Annotated in this window: 14 protein-coding genes and 1 pseudogene; 8 read left to right on the top strand and 7 right to left on the bottom strand. The window is 61.8% G+C overall.

Annotation, left to right across the window (positions count from 1 at the left end; translation table 11 throughout):
* The 6 genes and pseudogenes from A5691_RS28735 to A5691_RS18665 all read left to right on the top strand — a co-directional run.
* Window positions 1-240 (top strand): annotated as a pseudogene (locus tag A5691_RS28735) (hypothetical protein); the annotation flags it as partial.
* A gap of 371 nt (window positions 241-611) precedes the next feature.
* Window positions 612-1,814 (top strand): class I SAM-dependent methyltransferase, encoded by a 1,203-nt coding sequence (locus A5691_RS18645; RefSeq protein WP_255392555.1) that lies wholly within the window; start codon window positions 612-614, stop codon window positions 1,812-1,814.
* 158 nt (window positions 1,815-1,972) lie between these two features.
* On the top strand, window positions 1,973-3,091 hold the full coding sequence (locus A5691_RS18650; protein WP_068016844.1) for an NAD(P)-dependent oxidoreductase: 1,119 nt from the start codon (window positions 1,973-1,975) through the stop codon (window positions 3,089-3,091).
* A 294-nt stretch (window positions 3,092-3,385) separates the two neighbouring features.
* A complete protein-coding gene (locus A5691_RS18655; protein WP_068016847.1) occupies window positions 3,386-4,219 on the top strand; it encodes a TylF/MycF/NovP-related O-methyltransferase in 834 nt (277 codons plus the stop codon).
* Window positions 4,220-4,324: 105 nt separating this feature from the next.
* Window positions 4,325-5,590: a glycosyltransferase gene (locus tag A5691_RS18660; protein WP_068016851.1), complete on the top strand. Its 1,266-nt coding sequence runs from the start codon at window positions 4,325-4,327 to the stop codon at window positions 5,588-5,590.
* 184 nt (window positions 5,591-5,774) lie between these two features.
* On the top strand, window positions 5,775-6,674 hold the full coding sequence (locus A5691_RS18665; RefSeq protein ID WP_082950402.1) for a class I SAM-dependent methyltransferase: 900 nt from the start codon (window positions 5,775-5,777) through the stop codon (window positions 6,672-6,674).
* Between the two features lie 156 nt (window positions 6,675-6,830).
* Here the strand turns inward: A5691_RS18665 and A5691_RS18670 are convergent, their stop codons facing one another.
* The gene (locus tag A5691_RS18670) at window positions 6,831-7,907 is read right to left on the bottom strand and encodes an acyltransferase (protein WP_068016856.1); all 1,077 of its coding nucleotides are present in this window, start codon (window positions 7,905-7,907) and stop codon (window positions 6,831-6,833) included.
* 230 nt (window positions 7,908-8,137) lie between these two features.
* Between A5691_RS18670 and A5691_RS18675 the strand changes: the two genes are divergently transcribed.
* Window positions 8,138-9,778: a GMC oxidoreductase gene (locus A5691_RS18675; protein ID WP_068016860.1), complete on the top strand. Its 1,641-nt coding sequence runs from the start codon at window positions 8,138-8,140 to the stop codon at window positions 9,776-9,778.
* Window positions 9,779-9,815: 37 nt separating this feature from the next.
* On the opposite strand, the gene A5691_RS18680 is transcribed toward A5691_RS18675, so the two are convergent.
* A complete protein-coding gene (locus A5691_RS18680) occupies window positions 9,816-10,826 on the bottom strand; it encodes a Gfo/Idh/MocA family protein (RefSeq protein ID WP_068016864.1) in 1,011 nt (336 codons plus the stop codon).
* Window positions 10,827-10,887: 61 nt separating this feature from the next.
* The gene (locus A5691_RS18685) at window positions 10,888-11,595 is read right to left on the bottom strand and encodes a class I SAM-dependent methyltransferase (RefSeq protein ID WP_082950404.1); all 708 of its coding nucleotides are present in this window, start codon (window positions 11,593-11,595) and stop codon (window positions 10,888-10,890) included.
* Window positions 11,596-11,918: 323 nt separating this feature from the next.
* On the opposite strand from A5691_RS18685, the gene A5691_RS18690 reads away from it, so the two are divergent.
* Window positions 11,919-13,202 (top strand): glycosyltransferase, encoded by a 1,284-nt coding sequence (locus A5691_RS18690; RefSeq protein WP_068016868.1) that lies wholly within the window; start codon window positions 11,919-11,921, stop codon window positions 13,200-13,202.
* Window positions 13,203-13,370: 168 nt separating this feature from the next.
* Here A5691_RS18690 and A5691_RS18695 read toward each other — a convergent pair whose 3' ends face one another.
* The 4 genes from A5691_RS18695 to A5691_RS27495 all read right to left on the bottom strand — a co-directional run bounded on the left by A5691_RS18695 (window position 13,371) and on the right by A5691_RS27495 (window position 17,861).
* The gene (locus tag A5691_RS18695; RefSeq protein WP_068016871.1) at window positions 13,371-14,402 is read right to left on the bottom strand and encodes a sulfotransferase family protein; all 1,032 of its coding nucleotides are present in this window, start codon (window positions 14,400-14,402) and stop codon (window positions 13,371-13,373) included.
* A gap of 267 nt (window positions 14,403-14,669) precedes the next feature.
* Window positions 14,670-15,767, bottom strand: a complete 1,098-nt coding sequence (locus tag A5691_RS18700) for a glycosyltransferase family 1 protein (protein WP_231981003.1) — start codon at window positions 15,765-15,767, stop codon at window positions 14,670-14,672.
* A gap of 5 nt (window positions 15,768-15,772) precedes the next feature.
* Window positions 15,773-16,738 (bottom strand): GDP-mannose 4,6-dehydratase, encoded by a 966-nt coding sequence (locus tag A5691_RS18705; RefSeq protein ID WP_082950405.1) that lies wholly within the window; start codon window positions 16,736-16,738, stop codon window positions 15,773-15,775.
* Window positions 16,739-16,874: 136 nt separating this feature from the next.
* Window positions 16,875-17,861, bottom strand: a complete 987-nt coding sequence (locus tag A5691_RS27495) for a class I SAM-dependent methyltransferase (protein WP_231980998.1) — start codon at window positions 17,859-17,861, stop codon at window positions 16,875-16,877.
* Between the last annotated feature and the right edge of the window lie 337 nt (window positions 17,862-18,198).

An 18,198-nucleotide genomic window follows, 5' to 3' on the forward strand; every position in this document is an offset into this window, starting at 1 on the left:
CTGATTCTCTGGAGTTCAGCCGATCAACCATATTGGGGAAACCAGGTCAAACACCTCAAAGTCGGTACCGCCCGTCGTTTCTCTGTCACCACTCGAGAGTCGCTCGTCGCCGACCTGCGTCTGACCCTCTCCTCCGAATGCGCCACCCGAGCCCGAGACCTCGCCAAGCGGATGACCAAACCCGCGGACAGCGTCGCCGCCGCCGCCCGACTGTTGGAAGACGCGGTGCAAGGGCGCTGAATGATCTGGGTGACGGACTAGCCGTTCGCTCTCCCGTTGCCAGCGACGGGCGGGGCCGATCCATAAGCCGCCTCGGGAGGACGTTGCTTATTGCCGAGACTGTAAGTTTCGGTACGTCCCCGCACCACCCGCAAGTTATTGACGGATCCGGTGGGTTTCAGGAGGTCATTCGCGGGTACCGCCCACACGTGCTTCCGCGCCGGCGGGCTGCCGTTACAAGGTGTATCGCGATGCGCCGTCTGCCGTCGTGTTTGCTGGGGCACGGATGGGATGCCATGATCAGTGCAGTGCCGATTTAATGTTGGGGAACCTCTCAGTGCTGGTGCTGACATGCGGGATAGGGGCCAGGCTTGACCGAACATAGTTGCCGATTGTGCAGAGGCGTTGTTCGCGAGGTGCTCGACCTCGGTTCCCAGCCGGTCTCGAACGCGTTCGCGTGGCCGGAGGATGCCGCCGAGGTGCCTTTCTTTCGGCTCGCGATTGGGCTCTGCGGGTCGTGCACGATGGTGCAGCAGCTCGACGAGGTCCCCCCGGACCAGATGTTTCATGCCGAATATCCCTATCGCGCTTCCGGATCGTCACTGATCCGCAAACACGCGCAGGAAGTCGCGCGGCAGATCATGCGGACCTGCCTGGACGGTAAGGACGACTTCGTCGTCGAAATCGGCAGCAACGACGGCGTCATGCTGAAGACGCTGAGCGAGGCCGGCGTCCGCCACCTGGGAGTGGATCCGGCTGCTTCGGCTGCCGACGTGGCGCGCACTCAGGGTGTCAACGTGTTGAAGGAATTCTTCAACGAGTCAACAGCGACCGACATTCGCAGGAAGCATGGCGCAGCCCGGGTGATCTATTCGGCAAACGCAATCAGTCACATCTCTTACCTCGACTCGATCTTTCTCGGCGTCGACAATCTGCTTGCGTCGGACGGGCTGTTCGTGTTCGAGGATCGCTACCTCGGCGACATCGTGAGCTGCGTCTACTTCGATCAAATCTATGACGAGCACATCTACCTGTTCTCGGTTCGTTCGGTGCAGGCGTTGGCTGCTCAGTTCGGCTTCGAGCTGATCGACGTCGAACACCTTCCCTTGCACGGCGGTTCCATCCGGTACACGGTGGCCCGCCCAGGCAATTCGAAGCCATCGGCCGCCGTCGCGGAATTCCTGGCGCGCGAAGAGGCCGAGGGACTCGCGGACGAAGCCACTTTTGACGAGTTCGCCGCTGCGGTCGATCGCGTCCGGACGGATCTCGTGACCCTCCTCCGGGACATCCGCTCCGACGGCCGCCGGGTGGTCGGCTACGGGGCCACCTCCAGGAGCGCCACCGTGATGAACTACTGCGGCATCGGCCCGGAATTGCTTCCTATGGTGTGTGATTCGACGCCGGAGAAGCAGGGCCGTCTCACACCGGGGACCAAAATTCCGGTATGTCCACCTGAATGGTTCTCCGCTCCGTACCCCGACTACGCGTTGTTGTTTGCCTGGAACCACGCCGAGGAGATCATGGCCAAGGAACGGCAGTTCCACGAAAACGGTGGTCGGTGGATCTTGTACGCGCCGAAGGTCCATCTGGTGTAATTGCCGGGGTCGGGTCTGGCGGCTCCCCGGGTAAATCGCTATTCGACGGGGGTCTGCAGAGCCCGCCGCAATGATCGACTGGTTTTATCCTCGGCAACGCGTTGCGCAAAGCCCTTCGTCTGCACTTGAACAGGAGGCGTCGACTCTTGTCAGCGTCTGTGCTCATCACCGGTGGAGCAGGATTTATCGGCACCCTGCTGTCGCGCCGTCTCGTCGAGGCCGGTTACGAAGTCGCGGTAATGGACGTCCTTCTGCCACAGGTGCACGGTCCGCGGCCGGCCCTGAAGTTGGCGCCGTCCGTGCGTCTCTTCACTGGAGACGTCACCCACGCGCCCGACTGGGACGCGGTACTTCGGTTGTTCCGACCTTCACAAATTGTCCACCTGGCGGCGGAGACGGGAACGGCGCAGTCGCTGTCCCAGGCGACCCGCCACGGCTCGGTGAACGTTGTGGGCACGACCCAGCTTCTTGACGCTCTGAGCCGCGCGGATCTGGTGCCCGACCAGCTCGTGTTGGCGTCGTCGCGCGCCGTCTACGGCGAAGGGGCCTGGCGATCCGGCACGGACATCTTCTATCCGCGGCCTCGCAGCCACGCTCAACTGCTGGCCGGGATCTGGGATCCCGTTGGACCCACTGGTGAGCCCGCGACGCCGGTTCCCAACCGTGCCGGCCAGACCGAGCCCCGCCCTACCAACATCTACGGAGCCACCAAGCTGGCCCAAGAAAATCTCCTAGCGGCCTGGACCGCTGCGCATGACACCAATCTCAGTGTGCTGCGGCTACAGAATGCGTATGGGCCAGGCCAGTCGTTGACCAATCCGTATACGGGCGTCGTCCCGTTCTTTGCGCGATTGTCGCGCGAGAAACGCGCCTCCGAGGTGTACGAAGATGGTCGAATCGTGCGCGATCTCGTCTACATCGACGATGTCGTGGACGCCCTGTTCGCCACCGTACAGCAACCGGCGCATGAAACGCGCTGCCTGGACATCGGCTCCGGCAACGGCATAACCATCCATGAGTTGGCCCGCAAGATCGCCGCAGTCTTCGACGCCCCGGAGCCAATAGTCGTGCCGAAATTCCGGGACGGCGACATCCGCGCCGCGAGCTGCGACATCCAGCCTGCGAGCGACGAACTCAATTGGCGGCCGAAGTGGTCACTCGATGACGGGCTGCACGCCCTGCTGGATTGGATCGGCGAACAGGCCGAGGTGCCTTCGGCGGTAAGCGATCCGGCCCATGCGTCGGGGGCCGCAGGCGAACACGCGGGGCGCCACTGATCGCCGCCTACGGCCGGGGCCTGAGACCGAACTGGACCGGAGGCACTAGCTCGCTCGTCGAGACCCGCCCACCAATTGAGGTACTCTGTCCACGCGCCTGGCAAGTATTGGAGTTCCCTCAGCTAACGAGGCCACTGACGAAATGCCTGCGAAGGCGCGAACTCGCTGGTGTGTCCAAGCGAACCCCGGCGACCCGAGCTAGAAAACCCCAAACGCGCTCTGACGGCGTCGGCGGGCGTCTAGGCTCACCACCGGGCACTTTACTGGCATGCGAGACAGGGGGCGGTTTTGACCGTGACCGAGAGCGACGTCCGATCTCTCTACCTAGATCAGATCCGGCGTGATCTCACCAGATATGGCATGGACCAACTCGTGCCGGTCGGGTGGCCACTCCGGATGCGCGCCAGCGTGGGATGGTTGACGTGGCTTCCCTTCCTCAAGAACCGCAGCCTGATGCTGGTCCGCAAACGCCCATTCGATCAGCACGCGCGCGACTTCGGGATGGACTGGCCGGCCGACGCCGAAACCATGATCGGGATGAAGCGTCTGACCAGTCTGCAGCAATGCGTCGAGACCGTCCTGACCGAGGATGTCCCCGGTGACCTTGTCGAGTGTGGAGTCTGGCGGGGTGGGGCGTCGATTCTCATGCGCGCCGTTCTAGCGGCCTATGGGGACAAGACGCGCCACGTCTGGTTGGCCGATTCATTTCAGGGTGTGCCCCCTCCGGACACGGAGAACTACAAAGCGGACAGGCTCCCGCGTTTCGCGCTTGGGCTCCATCACGCCGCTCCGGTTCTGGCGGTGTCCCAAGAAGAGGTCAAGGCCAACTTTGAACGCTACAACCTGCTAGACGATCAGGTCCGCTTCCTTCCCGGCTGGTTCAAGGACACGCTGCAAGACGCGCCCATCGACCAGATCGCCGTGTTGAGACTCGATGGAGACCTTTACGAGTCGACGATCCAAGCACTCGATGCGCTTTACCCACGATTGTCGCCCGGAGGTTTCTGCATCATCGACGACTACAATCTCGAGGGATGCCGCAAGGCCGTCAGCGATTACCGCGCTGATCATGGAATCTCCGCCGAGATTGTCACGATCGATCAATGTGGTGTCTTCTGGCGCAAGTGACGGAGCACCGGGGGGCCGCGCGATCGACTCGCCATCTGTACCAAGCTCTCTGGCTGCACTAGCGGCTCCACCGCGGGCAGAACTCTAGGACTTGAGTGGGCGGCGATGAAATTTGTGTTGGCATGTTACGGGACTCGAGGCGATATTGAGCCATCGCTGGTCGTCGGCCGTGAGCTAGTGCGCCGAGGGCATGATGTCCGGATGGCTGTGCCGCCAGACTCGGTCGGTTTTGTCGAGGACGCAGGGGTTTCGGCGGTCGCCTACGGGCTGGACACGCGGACCTGGTTGGACGTGTATCGCAACTTTTGGACATCGTTCTTCGGGGCCTTTTGGAAGATCGGGCACCTCCGAAAGCTTTGGCACGAAATGTGGGAGCTCAGCGACGAATCGTGGACTCAGATGAGCAAGACGCTGTCCTCGGTTGCGGACGGCGCTGACCTACTGTTTGTCGGCCTTAGCTATCAGGAGGCCGCGGTCAACGTCGCGGAATACCTCAACGTTCCGTTGGCGACCCTGCACCACGTACCCGTGCGGGCCAACGGCGAGTTGTTACCGCTGCCGCCGGCACTGGCCCGTTCCGCGATGACGGCGTTCGACTGGCTTGGCTGGCTCCTCAACAGGAGGATCGAGCAGGCGCAACGCCGCGAGCTCGGGCTATCGAAAGCGAAGAGACCCGCTGCGCAGCGAATCGCCCAAAGCGGAGCGCTGGAAATCCAAGGCTACGACGAGGCGTGCTTCCCCGGCCTGGCCGAGGAGTGGGCTAAATGGGACGGCAAACGGCCCTTCGTCGGTGCGCTGACGATGGCGTTGACCACCGGCGCCGACGAGGAGGTCGCATCGTGGATTGCCGCGGGCACTCCCCCTATCTGCTTCGGATTTGGCAGCATGCCGGTGGAATCGCCCGCCGACGCGATAGAGATGATCAGCTCGGCCTGCGCTCAATTGGGCGAACGTGCGTTGATCTGCGCCGGTTGGAGTGACTTCAGCAACGTCGAGCATGGCGAGCACGTCAAGGTGGTCGGCGGGGTCAACTACGCCGCCGTCTTTCCCGCCTGTCGGGCGGTCGTCCATCACGGCGGCTCTGGCACCGCGGCGGCAAGTCTGCGCGCCGGAGTACCCACTCTGATCCTGTCGATGGACGTCAATCAGAAGTTGTGGGGCGCTGCGGTCAAGCGTTTGAAAGTGGGCACGTCCCGCCGTTTTTCAAGTACTACGCGCGAATCACTCGTCGCGGACCTGCGCACCATCCTCGCTCCTGATTATGCGACCAGGGCCCGCGAGCTGGCCGCTCGGATGACCACCCCCGCAGAAAGCGTCGCTAAGGCCGCCGACATCGTAGAGGCCTACGCCCGTTCGAGGCACGTTGCGTGAGCGCGACGTGGTGCGTTCGGCGCGAGCACATCACCCGAGCAAAGCGCCGCGCCGCTGCGGGGCCGCCTGTTAGGATTCAACAACGCCGATCAGCGATCTCGCCCACACAGGTACGATTGAAGTCGCCAATTCGAGCTGCGAGACACGACCGCATCGACCTTTTTCAGACACGACCAAGGAAAACATGACCAGCCTGACGACCAGACCGAGAGTGCGTTGGACGCCCCGAACCCTGACGATCCTATTTTTTTGGTGGCTCGGTGGAATGCGCCCTGCTATGGCGCGGCATTACGTTGTCGACGCTCTGCGCTGTCGGCTGGCGAAGTCCGGGGTGCCGTCGCGCACGGCAAAGAACGTCGCTGAGGTCAGCGCGGAATTCGAGGCAAAAGCAGCCCAGGGACAATTTCAAGAGCGCTGGTTCGACATGAACATTGTGCCTTGGTGTGTCACCTTTCCGAAAGTTTTCGAGCGTACCGATGCGGTGCGTATTCTCGAAATCGGGTCCTGGGAAGGCCGATCGAGCCTGTTCTTCCTGACGTACTTTGCGCAAGGCCAGCTGACCGCGGTTGATACCTGGGCGGGTAGTGACGAATGGCACTACAACGCGACCCCCGACTTGCGGGACCTGGAAGCGAGGTTTGACAGCAACGTTTCCTTTGGTGCGGGCCGGGTAACGAAGCGCAAAGGATCGTCACTGACTGTTCTGCCGCAATTGATCGCCGAACGGCAAGAGTTTGACTTGATCTATGTCGATGGATCTCACTTCTCCGATGACGCAATCGTCGATGGGCTCAACGCATGGCGTTTGCTCAAGCAGGACGGCGTAATAATCTTCGACGATGTTATGTGGCCGGCCTACCCGCGAGCGCGGGCCAACACTGCGTGGGCGATCCATCAATTCTTGAAATACCATGCAGGCGAATACAAAGTACTGCACGCCCAGTACCAAATCATCTTGCAGAAGAAGAGCGCATTCGTCGATGAGACCGCAGATTGGGTCAGCAAGCCGCCAGCTCCCGCTGCAGTCTCAGATTCGTCGAATAACGGTCGTCAGCCGCAACCCCATCAGCAGGTGTTGGGTTAAACGCAGGATGCTTTACACCCTGTCCAAACACCCGCCGAGAGCGCGGTAAACCGGTCGGGGGTTCGCATTTCGCTGTTGCCGCGCGGCACCGGAGCCCGCGCTCGATGACCGGCTGAGCCGTTGTGGCGCCGGTCGTCACGACGGCCACCAACTCGCCTACCCAGACGTCGCCTCCTGCTGAACGGTGGCCGCGGGCAGATCCGGCCGCTTCTTGGCGAATCGGGACTTCAAGGCCATCGCGCGCTTCTCGACGCCGAACCAACTCAAGGCGGCGAGCGGCAGGGTCGCGGCACCCGCGATGGCGAAGAACGCGAACGGGTTCAAGAAGGTGAGGCCACACATGACCAGGAACTGCTGCACCGGCCACCCGTAGATATAGATCCCATACGAGAGATCAGTCCGCAGCCTGAGGCGCGGGTTATGGATCAGGGCGCCTGAGACGATGACCGCGTACGCCAACGGAATGGCGCCTACCACCCGATAGTTCGTTACGAGCAGGGCGGAGCCGATGGCGATAACCAAGCAGACGATGACGAGCGACCATCGGGCCGGTAACACCTCACGGAACTGGTATATGAGCATTCCGGCGATGAACACCACAGCGAAGCGTCCGATCATCTGCGGGATGGTCTGCACTGCGAAGCCCGGGTAGGACACCACCGCCGCCAGTGAAACCGCCAGTACGAACGCGAGCGGTACGGCCCAACGGCGGCGCAGCAACCCGGTAATGCCGGCGGCGGCGACCCCGATGTAGCAGAACAGCTCGAATATCAGAGTCCACAGGGTGCCGTCCCACACGTGGGGCCATGGAACTCCATCAGGGGTCCCCGCGATGCTGCCGTGATACACGTTCAGTACGGCGTTGTTCAGCACGTATTCGATTGGCGCAGTGGACATCAGCAGTTTTTTCGGCGACCCACCCTGAACGGCCACTCCGATCGGGGCGATGACGAACGCGATGAAAAGCAGGCAGACCCACAATCCCGGAAAGATGCGGAGGCCGCGGGCGACGAAGTATTCGCGAGGACGCGGGTTGCGGTGCCAACTCGCGGTGATGAGAAATCCGGAGAGGACGAAGAAGCCGTCAACCGCCACGTCGTAGAGGCCGTGTAATCCGGGAGCCTTATGGCCGGTCAGCGGCCAGCAGTGCTGCAGGACGACGGCGCTGGCCATCACGAGTCGCCACACATTGAGGGCGTTCATGCGCGGATCGAACGCCTGGCTCAGTTTCATGCGTCTCCTACCTATCCCGATTGCCCGTCCAGTGTTGCGCAGTCGCACAGGCTACGCATGATGGTTTGCAAAAGATCCGCGAGTTACGTTGGGTATCAGGCCGACACCCGCTGTCAATCGTCGGTCGTCGCGCCGCTGCGGGGGTGAATACCTCCGCCTGAGCTTCCTCGCAAATGATACTGTCGCCCAGACAGGGCAGCAGACTACGCAATCATCCGCTGAGGAGTCGATTGGCCGACGGGGAGCTCACCGCGCGCGAGGCGGAACGCGGCATCTGGGACGTCATCGTCATCGGCACCGGCATGGGCGGCGGCACCCTGGGCTACTCGCTTGCCCGTTCAGGGCGCAGGGTGCTGTTCGTCGAGAAGGGGCGGTCGACGCTCCCGGGGGCGCCCGGGACGATCCGCGCTTCGATGACCGAGGTCGCCGAACCGCTGGCGTGCCGCTCCGCGAAGACCTACTACGAAGCCTTGGCCCGATCGGGTCGCTCGACCGACGAAGTCGAAGACATCAGTGGCCGTTCCCCACGGCGCTTTGTGCCCTTTTTGGGCAGCGGGACGGGAGGATCGTCATCCCTCTACGGCATGGTCTGCGAGCGGTTCTTCGCTCAGGACTTCACCCCGCGTCAGCATTTCCGCAACCCGGGCGAGTCCACCGTGCCAGACGCGTGGCCGGTCACCTACGACGAGATGAGTCCCTGGTACGCCGCGGCCGAAAAGCTTCTACGGGTGCGCGGCCAGCCGGACCCACTGCGCCCGGAGGCCGCGGAGGTGGGTTTGCCTGCCGCGCCACCTTTTTCGGCAGAGAACCGGCCTCTGGTCGACTACCTGACCGGTCGGGGCCTGCACCCCTACCACCTGCCGATGGCCTGTGATTACAGCGAAGGTTGTTCGACCTGCCAGAGCTACCTGTGCGGCCAGCCTTGCAAGAACGATGCGGGCCGCAATTGTGTGCTCCCTGCCGTCGCCGAGCATGGAGCCCAACTGCTCGCGGAGTGTCGGGTCGTGCGGCTCGAAGCGAGCCGCACAAGTGTCGACCAGGTGATTTGCGAGAGCCCCTCAGGCAGAGTGGGTTTGAAGGCCAAGGTGGTGGTGCTAGCCGCCGGCGCACTAGTGACGCCGGTGCTGCTGCTCAACTCCCGTTCGGGCGACTGGCCCCGCGGATTAGCCAACGGCTCAGATCTCGTCGGGCGCAACCTGATGCGTCACCTTGTCGACTTGGTCGAAATCTGGCCGCAGCCGGGCGTCAGAATGGCGGGCGCCAACAAAGAGATCGGACTAAATGATTTTTACTTCTGGGAGGGCCAGAAGTACGGCACCGTACAGTCCTTCGGCCCGATGCCGCCCATGGAAATGCTGACCAGCAGTCCCGGGTGGCGGGCGAGGGCCTTGCGTTCGATGAAGCCGGCCGTGCGTCGGGTATATGAGCGGTTCTTCAGCGGCGGACTGGTGCTCGCGACGATCATGGAGGACCTGCCGTACTTGGACAACCGCGTTCTAGTGTCCGATCGGCCGAATGCGGACGGTCGACAGCGCCTGCGCCTTCAGTATCGTCTGCATCCCAATGAGATCGACCGTCGCGCAGTGTTTTTGAGACAGTTGCAAGACGTATTGGATCCGTTCCGCAAAATCACGCTGCGGGGTGCCGAGGACAATAAGGCCGTGGCCCACGTCTGCGGCACATGCCGCTTTGGGACCGATCCCGCGTCCAGTGTGTTGGACCCACAGAATCGGGCGCATGAATTGGAGAACCTGTACGTGGCGGACAGCTCGTACTTCCCTTCCAGCGCCGGGTTCAATCCGAGTCTGACCATCGCGGCCAACGCCTTGCGGGTGGCCGCGCACGTCAACCAGACGCACTTCCCCACCTGATCCGGCAGAACTACGGCGGGGCTCTAAGTCTTCGGGGCTATTTCGTGGGCTGCCGCAGCGGAAGTCCGGCCGCGCGATAGATCGCGTCAATGACGGTCATGTTCTCGACAGCGGCATCCGGCGTCGTCTTCAGAGGCTCACCCCGTAGCACGGCCGCGGCGAAAGCGTCGAGTTGGTATGCGTACGACGGACGGCGCGGGAAGCGCTCGGCCCGTTTGCCGCGGTCGACTGACCGGACCGATAACCGATGAAAAGCATGGGGCATCACCGGATTGAGCACACGCAGCTCACCACGGTCACCAATCACCTTGGCGCTCATCTGCAGGAGAGCGGTCGACCACATCGAGCAGCGCACCTGCCCCGTGTGGCCGCCTTCGAACCGCAACTGGGCCGTCATGGCCCGATCCACTTTGGGGTCGCGCAGTTTGGCCTGCGCCGAAACGACTTCCGGCGTCGAACCGCCAAAGGTTCGAACCATGTCCACGGCGTAGCATCCGGCATCCATTGTCGCGCCACCGGCAAGGGCGTAGTCGTAACGGATGTCGGAGAACTTCGGCAGGGGAAAGCACAGGGCCGCTTCCACCCGCTTGAGGTTGCCCAACTCCCCCGACGCGATGACCTCTTCGACGCGTAGGCACAACGGGTGGTAGCGGTAGTGGAAAGCCTCCATCACAACCCGATCGGACTGCGCCGCCAGTTCGGCTATCTCACGGGCCTCGGCCGCGTTGGCAGTGAACGGCTTTTCGCATAGCACGTGTTTCCCCGCGGCAAGCGCAGCGCGGGTCCACTTGCCATGCAAGCCGTTTGGCAGCGGGTTGTAGACGGCGTCCACATCTGGATCGGCAATCAGCGCGTCGTAGCTGTCATGCACCCGGCCGACGCCGTGTTTGGCTGCAAAGGCCTCGGCACGCGAGGCATCCCGCGCGGCGACGGCGGCAACCTCTACTTCGGCGTTCTCGCGGGCCGGGTTGATGAGCGCCAATGGTGCGATACGGGCAGCTCCAAGGACGCCGATCCGCACAGTGGCCTCACGAGACACGGAGCAGATCGTAGCACCGGCCCGGGCCAGTCGAGGCGACGAACCGCTTCGAGCTAAGCATGCCGCTTAGTCAGGAAGTGGACGAGATACGGCGCTCTGAGGAGAGAAATTCGTCGAGATATCCGGGTGGCCTGAGATTGAGCAAACCCTGACGGTCGGCCGCAAGATCCGCGTAATCAAGCGCCTCGATCTGTGCCGGCGAGTAGGACAATCGTGATTCGGGCGTTCCCTTTCGCACTATTCCCACACCCCAGTCGCAGTCCAGCACGACGAGCCGCAGGTCTTGCCGGGTGCTTCGCAGGTAAACGACGGCCTTCCAGACGTCGCCACTCCAGTCAATCTCCCACCAGCGGTTCTGCTTACGGAAATCGGCGTACGAATCGGCAGGGCAGGCGACCGATGCCCGCGTCGGGTTGCAATCGTGCAGGAAGATGACGCCATCGTCGCGCAGATAGCGCAAGGTGTTTTCGACGTCCTGCACCACCTGCCCATAGGTATGTAGGCCGTCGATCAGGGCGACGTCGATACGACGCTGCTTGAGGAACTCTGCCTCCTCCGCGAAGAAGGCGTCGCTGGTCTTCTCGAAGTAGTGCGTGGCGCTCGCCTTTGCGTCGGCGCGCCGCCGGGTACGTGCCGAAAGGTTAAATGCGGGGTCGACCGCTATCTTCTCCTGAGCGGTGATGCGGCGAAACGCCGACCCGCGGGACACCCCGATCTCGAGGTAGACGCGGGTCGGTCGTCCATCGAGCGCCCGCTGCACGGCCTTGATCCGGTTCATACGAGACTCCTCCCCTGGACTCGTGCGCTCAAACCTACGTCCGCCTGCACGCAGAAGCACTGTGTCATCTGCAGCCCCCACGTAGCCTTTTCCGATGGGGCCGATTCATGTCAGTAACGTATCTCAGTCAGCGCAGCTTTAAGGCCTAATCGGGTTCAAGGCGCTGAGCCTGGCCTTGCGACCGGTGGTCATCCCGTGGAGGGCGCTCCGAGGGGCCGCGGGAAAGCGTTGCCGACACCGCTCAATAAGCTGCGCCCGAGACGCCGTGGATGTCATGATGGCGCAGACTTCGAGCACACGGAAGCGAAAAGGCGGGGACTTGTATGGAATTTGCCTTGGCGAGCTTTGGGACTCGCGGCGACATCGAGCCCTCGGTCGCTGTCGGTCGCGAACTGCTGCGCAGGGGGCACAACGTCCGCATCGCTGTCCCGCCCAACCTGGTTGAGTTGGCCGAAACAAACGGTCTTACGGCGGTCCCATACGGGATCGAAACGGTGGACGGGCTTCAGGAGGGCCTGGACGCCAACCGCGAGTTTTGGACGTTGATCTTCCACAACTTCTGGAAGGTCAACGATGTGCGCGAGGCATGGCACGGACTCTGGGATCCAGTCGCCGACATGTGGGCACACATGAATACGACATTGCTGTCACTCGCGGCCGGGGCCGACCTGCTACTGACCGGCCTCAATTTCGAGCAGGCCGCCTTCAACGTCGCGGAGTACTACGACATTCCCTTCGCCACGCTGCACTTCTTCCCGATCCGCCCCAACGGACAACTCATCAGGCCTCTGCCGCCGCCACTGGTTAAGTTCGGGATGCAGGCGATGGGCTTCATGTCTTGGCACCTACTGACTAAGAAGCTCGACGATGCGCAGCGCCGTCAACTAGGCCTGCCGAAGGCGAAAGGAACCTCCTGGCGGCAGATCGCCGATCGTGGCTCGCTGGAAATCCAGGCCTACGACGAGATTTGTTTCCCAGGCCTGGCTGCCGAGTGGGCGAAGTGGGATGGCCGTCGACCGTTTGTTGGCCCGCTCACAATGGAATTGACCACCGAGGCCGATGACGAGGTCGCATCGTGGATCGCCTCGGGCACGCCGCCGATTTGCTTCGGGTTCGGCAGTTTCGCAGTTGAATCTCCCGCGGCCACCGTCCAGATGATCAGCGACGCCTGCGCCGAGTTGGGGGAACGAGCGCTGATTTGCTCGGGCTGGACCGACTTCAGCGACGTCCCCCATTTCGACCACGTCAAGGTGGTCGGCGCAGTCAACTACGCGGCGACCTTTCCCTCCTGCCGCGCGGTGGTCCATCACGGGGGCGCCGGTACTACGGCCGCAAGCCTTCGGGCCGGGGTGCCGACGCTGATTCTTTGGACAATGCCCGACCAGCCGATCTGGGGAGCCCAGTTCAAACGACTGAAAGTGGGTGCCTCGCGGCGGTTTTCGACCACCACCCGCGAATCGTTAGTCAGGGACCTACGCGAGATTCTCGCGCCGGACTATGCCGTCCGGGCCCGCGAGCTCGCTGCGCGCATGACAAAGCCGGCCGAAAGTATCTCCACCACAGCCGATGTCGTCGAGAGGTTCGCTCGTTCTAGGCATGTGGACTGATTTTGACCGCAAGAACCTGGGGCGATAGGTGCGTCAGAGAGCGCTTTTCGTCTCCACTGAGATTCGCCGTCGGCGAGAATTACACAGCCTCCACACAGAGTTCGAACCGGTTGACTACCGATGGTTGGATGGAGCCCGCCGGAGCTACGGAACAACAGCAGCGGCTGTTTAAGCCCAGGTGTCTCTTCGCCGGTGCACCAGCGCTACAAGTTCCATCATCAATTCCATGACGGCCGGCCGAAATATGCGCGAGCGCGCACCACTGGAAAGCGTGTCGTAGCCCACGGCCGCAGATCGAAAGTCTTTTTCACTCGATCGATAGGACTCGAAGACTCGGTTCAGCGTCCGCTCGTCTGGGCACTCGTCGCGCGCGGCCATGCACTGCGCGTCATAGAGCGTAGAAATCCAGTCCGTTCCGAAACGGTCTATCACCGCCCCGCGATTCTTCTGGCGGCGAAGATCAGGGGTAAGAAAGTCATCGATTGCATCCGCATCGTGGGTAGAGAGATCGGCTGGCAACGCCGCGGAGATCCGCTTCATCTCGCGCCGCCAGTTGTCGAGCAGGTTGGTGTATTCGACGAAGACACGCGGAGCACCACGCGTGTGCCGTTCGGCCAGCAGGTTATATTTCAGCCACAACGCGCTTGACAGTTCCGGCGGTATGCCCCACGAAGCCGAGATCGACGAGATCACCTCCTCTGGGTGGCGTACCGCGATCACGGCCGCAGTATCAAAACCGGCCAGACGCGAAGCCTCAAACCACAAGTCCGACAGCGTCGTTATCCGAGGATCTTTGATAACTACGAGCGGCGCGGTGGGCAATGTCCTGAGATATGCGACGATCTTTGCGACGTGGGCGGCCCTCTTGTCGGGCTTCCACGAGCCGTCTTCCTGTAGGCGCAGCGACGGGTCGAACCAGGCGCTGTCCTGACCGCGCAGGATTGATTCGTTGATGGCGATGACTTTGCGTGGTTCCCAGTTTCCGCGCGGATTGCCGACATCGGCGCCCAACATCCCGGTCGGCAGCCTGGCACCGCACAACGAGAGGACGCGTGTGATTGCGGAAGTACCGGAGCGTTGCGGGCCCAGCACGAAAAGGACGACTGGGCGGGTTCCGGTGTGGGAGGGGCCGGAGTTTTCGACGTCTTCTCCGGGCTCGAAAACTCGTTCGGCCCGTTTGGCCTGATGGGCGAATCTCATAGCGAATCGATGCCCTCCAACTCTTGTGCGCGTCGGGCGCGATGCTATCCCACCATGGCCCAGCTTCGCGCGCTTTGCGTGGCAAACGCAGTTCGGTGGCGTTTGCGCGTCAGACCGTATTCTGGATTTGCTCCCTACCTCCCCAGCCGCCGATCAACCGTGGTCGAGCCGCGCCACGCACACGCCACATCGGCAAATGGTCACTGCCGTGGACGCCGTCGGAGCCGGCGGCCATCGCAGGCTAGGCGCGACTCGGCACAGTCGCTGTCAGACGATCTCGCGGTAGATCTGTGCGGTTGCCGCCGCGCACCGGTCCCAGGAGAACGCGGCAAGCCGCGCGAATCCACGGGCGCGCAGATCCGCTTGTAATTCCAGTGTCGTCGCGACACGTTCGAGCGCTGTACGCAGTTCGTCGGGGTTGTTCGGATCGAAATAGACCCCAGCGTCGCCGACCACTTCTGGAATTGAGCCCGCATTACTGCACACAACGGGGCAGCCATGGCTCATCGCCTCCAGCGGAGGAAGTCCAAAACCCTCATATTTCGACGGGAAGACGAACGCGGAAGCCGCCTGGTAGCGGGCCGCCAGCTCACGGTCAGACCCGGACTCGAACCGCACCCCGCCAGTGATCCCCAACCGCCTGATCTCTCTCCGTTCGGCAGGCAGCAACGGGTGCCCGCCGAAAGCGATTAATTCAAATTCGCGCAGTATGGGAGAGCTACTGTAGGCCTGCAGAAGTGCGCTGAAGTTCTTGTAACCCAAGCGGTTCCCCACGTACAGCAACGAGGGCCTAACCCCGTCGCTATTTACAGTCGCGGCCTCCGCTTCCGCAGTCATTGAATAGCCCAGGTGCACGACGCTGGTGCGCGACGGGTCGGTGCCATAAAGACGCACTAGATCCCGGCGCGTGTTTTCAGAAATGCAGATTATGTGGTCGGCACGATCTACGGCAGCACGCTTAGCAGCGCTCCACCGTCGCGCGGCGGGTAACTCGTCAGGGAACAGCTCGTGATGCATATCGTAGACAGTCAATACACGGCGCCGGCCTCGGCCGACTGGCTTGTTGGCGAAGTAGGTCTCGTGCAGGACGTCTGGGACCGCTCCCCGCCACGCGAGCGGAGCAGAAAGCCGGTCCGCCAGCCCGACAACACTCGGAACCACACCCGCAAGGGGAGTTGGATATGGCACATACTTCCCTCGCGTCAATCCCCGCGCAGCGTCTCCCGCCAGATAGCCGTTAACATGCAGCGGCGCAATGACGGCAACTTCCGAAACGCCATGGGCTGGGAGTCGGCTAGCCAATTCGAAAAAATAACGGGAAATGCCGCCGTACCGTTGAAGAGCGAAGATTTGATGATCGAACATCACTCTCACGCGCACTCACCCCCGGCCATCTCCGCCTCCACCATCGTCTGGACAACCTCGCGCATTCGGTACGTGGGCGACCAACCGAGTACCTCGCGTGCCCTGGAAGCATCGCCAAAAGCTTCCGCCAGATCCGAGGGCCGCTTTAGTGCGTCCGAAAAATCCGTGTGCTCGCGCCAATCGAGGCCCACCTCCCTGAATGCAGTTTCGGCAAATTCTTCGATGCTGTGACTCTCACCCGTAGCGATCACGAAATCAGAACCGTTAGGCTCCTGCAGCATTCGCCACATCGCGTCTGCGTATTCGGGTGCCCATCCCCAGTCTCGCTTGATGCGAATGTCACCGAGCGTGAGACGCGAATGGTCGCCCTTGGCGATGCGGACAGCTGCGGCCACGATCTTCTTAGTCACAAAGCGCTCAGGACGCAATGGAGATTCATGATTGAACAATATGCCGGTGCTCACATGTAACCCGTACGCCTCTCTGTAATTAGTAACCAACCACTGCGCCGAAGCCTTCGCCACTGCGTATGGGCTAGACGGACGGTAGGGAGTCTGTTCATTCGCCGCGCGCCCGTGGGTGTCCCCGAAACATTCGCTCGAGCCGGCGCTGAAGTAGCGCACAGGTTGACGACGCAGACGTATCGCTTCAAGCAAATTGCTCGTACCGAGAGCAATCCCCTCGAAGGTGGCTGCGGGCTGCTCAAACGACATGCCGACCGAACTTTGTCCGGCGAGATTGTAAATCTCCTGAGGATCGGTTCTCCGCAAAATGTCCATCACACTGCGAAAATCATTGACCGACATGGACTCCAAGCGCACCCGGTCGCGGACGCCGAGGCGCGCCAAGTTCGCGAATCCAGCAACTTGCTTATCGCGGGAAGTGCCGAACACCTCGTAACCCTTGTCGAGCAGCAGCCTCGCCAAGTAGGCGCCATCCTGGCCGGAAACGCCGCAGATCAGCGCCCTCACACTCCCTCCTACCTGCCTTTGGCGAGGTTCAACCACCGCACCGGCACGTGGATGGGACTCTCGCTGTCAACGAGCATCCGGCTCACCTGGTTTTCACCCCGACTCTTTGTGGGCCATCTCCCGTCATCTGCGTTCCTCACTTAGCTCGCAAGAAAAACCCGGCCTGGTCACCGCGGCCCTCGCGGTTGAGCCGTTCGGCGCGTTTTTCCCAATTCCACAATTCCTTCCATCCGAATGTCTTACGGATTGCGGGGTCGGTCAGTGCTACGTCACGCCGATAGGCTTCGCTTGCCATGAACTGAAAGCCAGCCGAATCATCGATCGTCTTTTCGACGCGTAGCCCAACTCTGTCGGCGGCGACCGCCATACCCTGCCGCGAAGGTATAACGATATGCCGGGGTGGATCGATACCTACCCAGTTCTCCCTGTAAGTGGCCCAAGCTTCCGATGAGGGCGTCGGCAAGCGAACCAAGCAAACGCCATGAGCAGCGAGCTTCTCGCGCGCCGCTTGCAGCGTCGCCACTGGGTCTGGCACATGTTCCAGCGAATGATTGAACATTATGAGATCAAATTCGTCAGACATTTCACCTAAATATCGCTTCATGAGTGGCACACCGTGTGCCGTCTCCGTATCGGCCGCGATGAAAGGATCAACACCATACAAGTTTTTAAATCCAACGCTGGCCAAACGGTCAAGCAGAGCACCCCCGCCGCAGCCCACATCGAGAATTCGCGCGTCAGGGGCTAGCCGTAACTGGCTGAGCATTCTAACTGCATTGACAGCATCCCCGATGACATAAGGGGCAATATTTTCGGAAACAAATGCCGCGATAAGGGCCCCAACCAAGCGACCACCAGTATGCAGCATAAAGCGATCATGTTGGTTGGTCATCCATCGAGCCACCCTTGACTTGGCCGGAACTTTATAAGTGCAATAATCCGATGGATAATGGCGCATAAGCTCTTCGCCCTCGAGTATATCTACTATCTGTAATGTGTCGCATGCAACGCAGCTGTAGTATTGGAAGGGCTCTCGCGTACCGTAGTACATCTCTCGAACCGCAATAATTTCATGGGGGCCGGATGACCCGCACAACCGGCATTCCTTGGTAATCTCAGTCACCTGGTCCTCCTCGACAACGAATCCGATAGCACGGGGTGCACGCGGTTACCAGCGCGTTCGGGGGCGCCGCCCCCGGCCGCGGGTGTGCCGCAAGTGGCCACGCCTCCGATTGGCCGCCACGAGGACTTCGGAAGCGGTCGCCATCAGTACATCAAACCCTCCTTTGCACCGCGACGGCGGACTTTTCCGCGCAGCAAGCTTGAATGTGGCCGCTGACAGGCGATTTCGTGGTGCATCGGCCGTATCCGCCTACTCGTTCGCACGAAATGCGGTACACAAGCGGATCCAGATAGTCGCAGAACGGCCTGCACTGCGATCCATCCCCCACGCCGCCCAT

Source organism: Mycobacterium sp. E183, from assembly GCF_001667735.1.
Taxonomy (GTDB): domain Bacteria; phylum Actinomycetota; class Actinomycetes; order Mycobacteriales; family Mycobacteriaceae; genus Mycobacterium.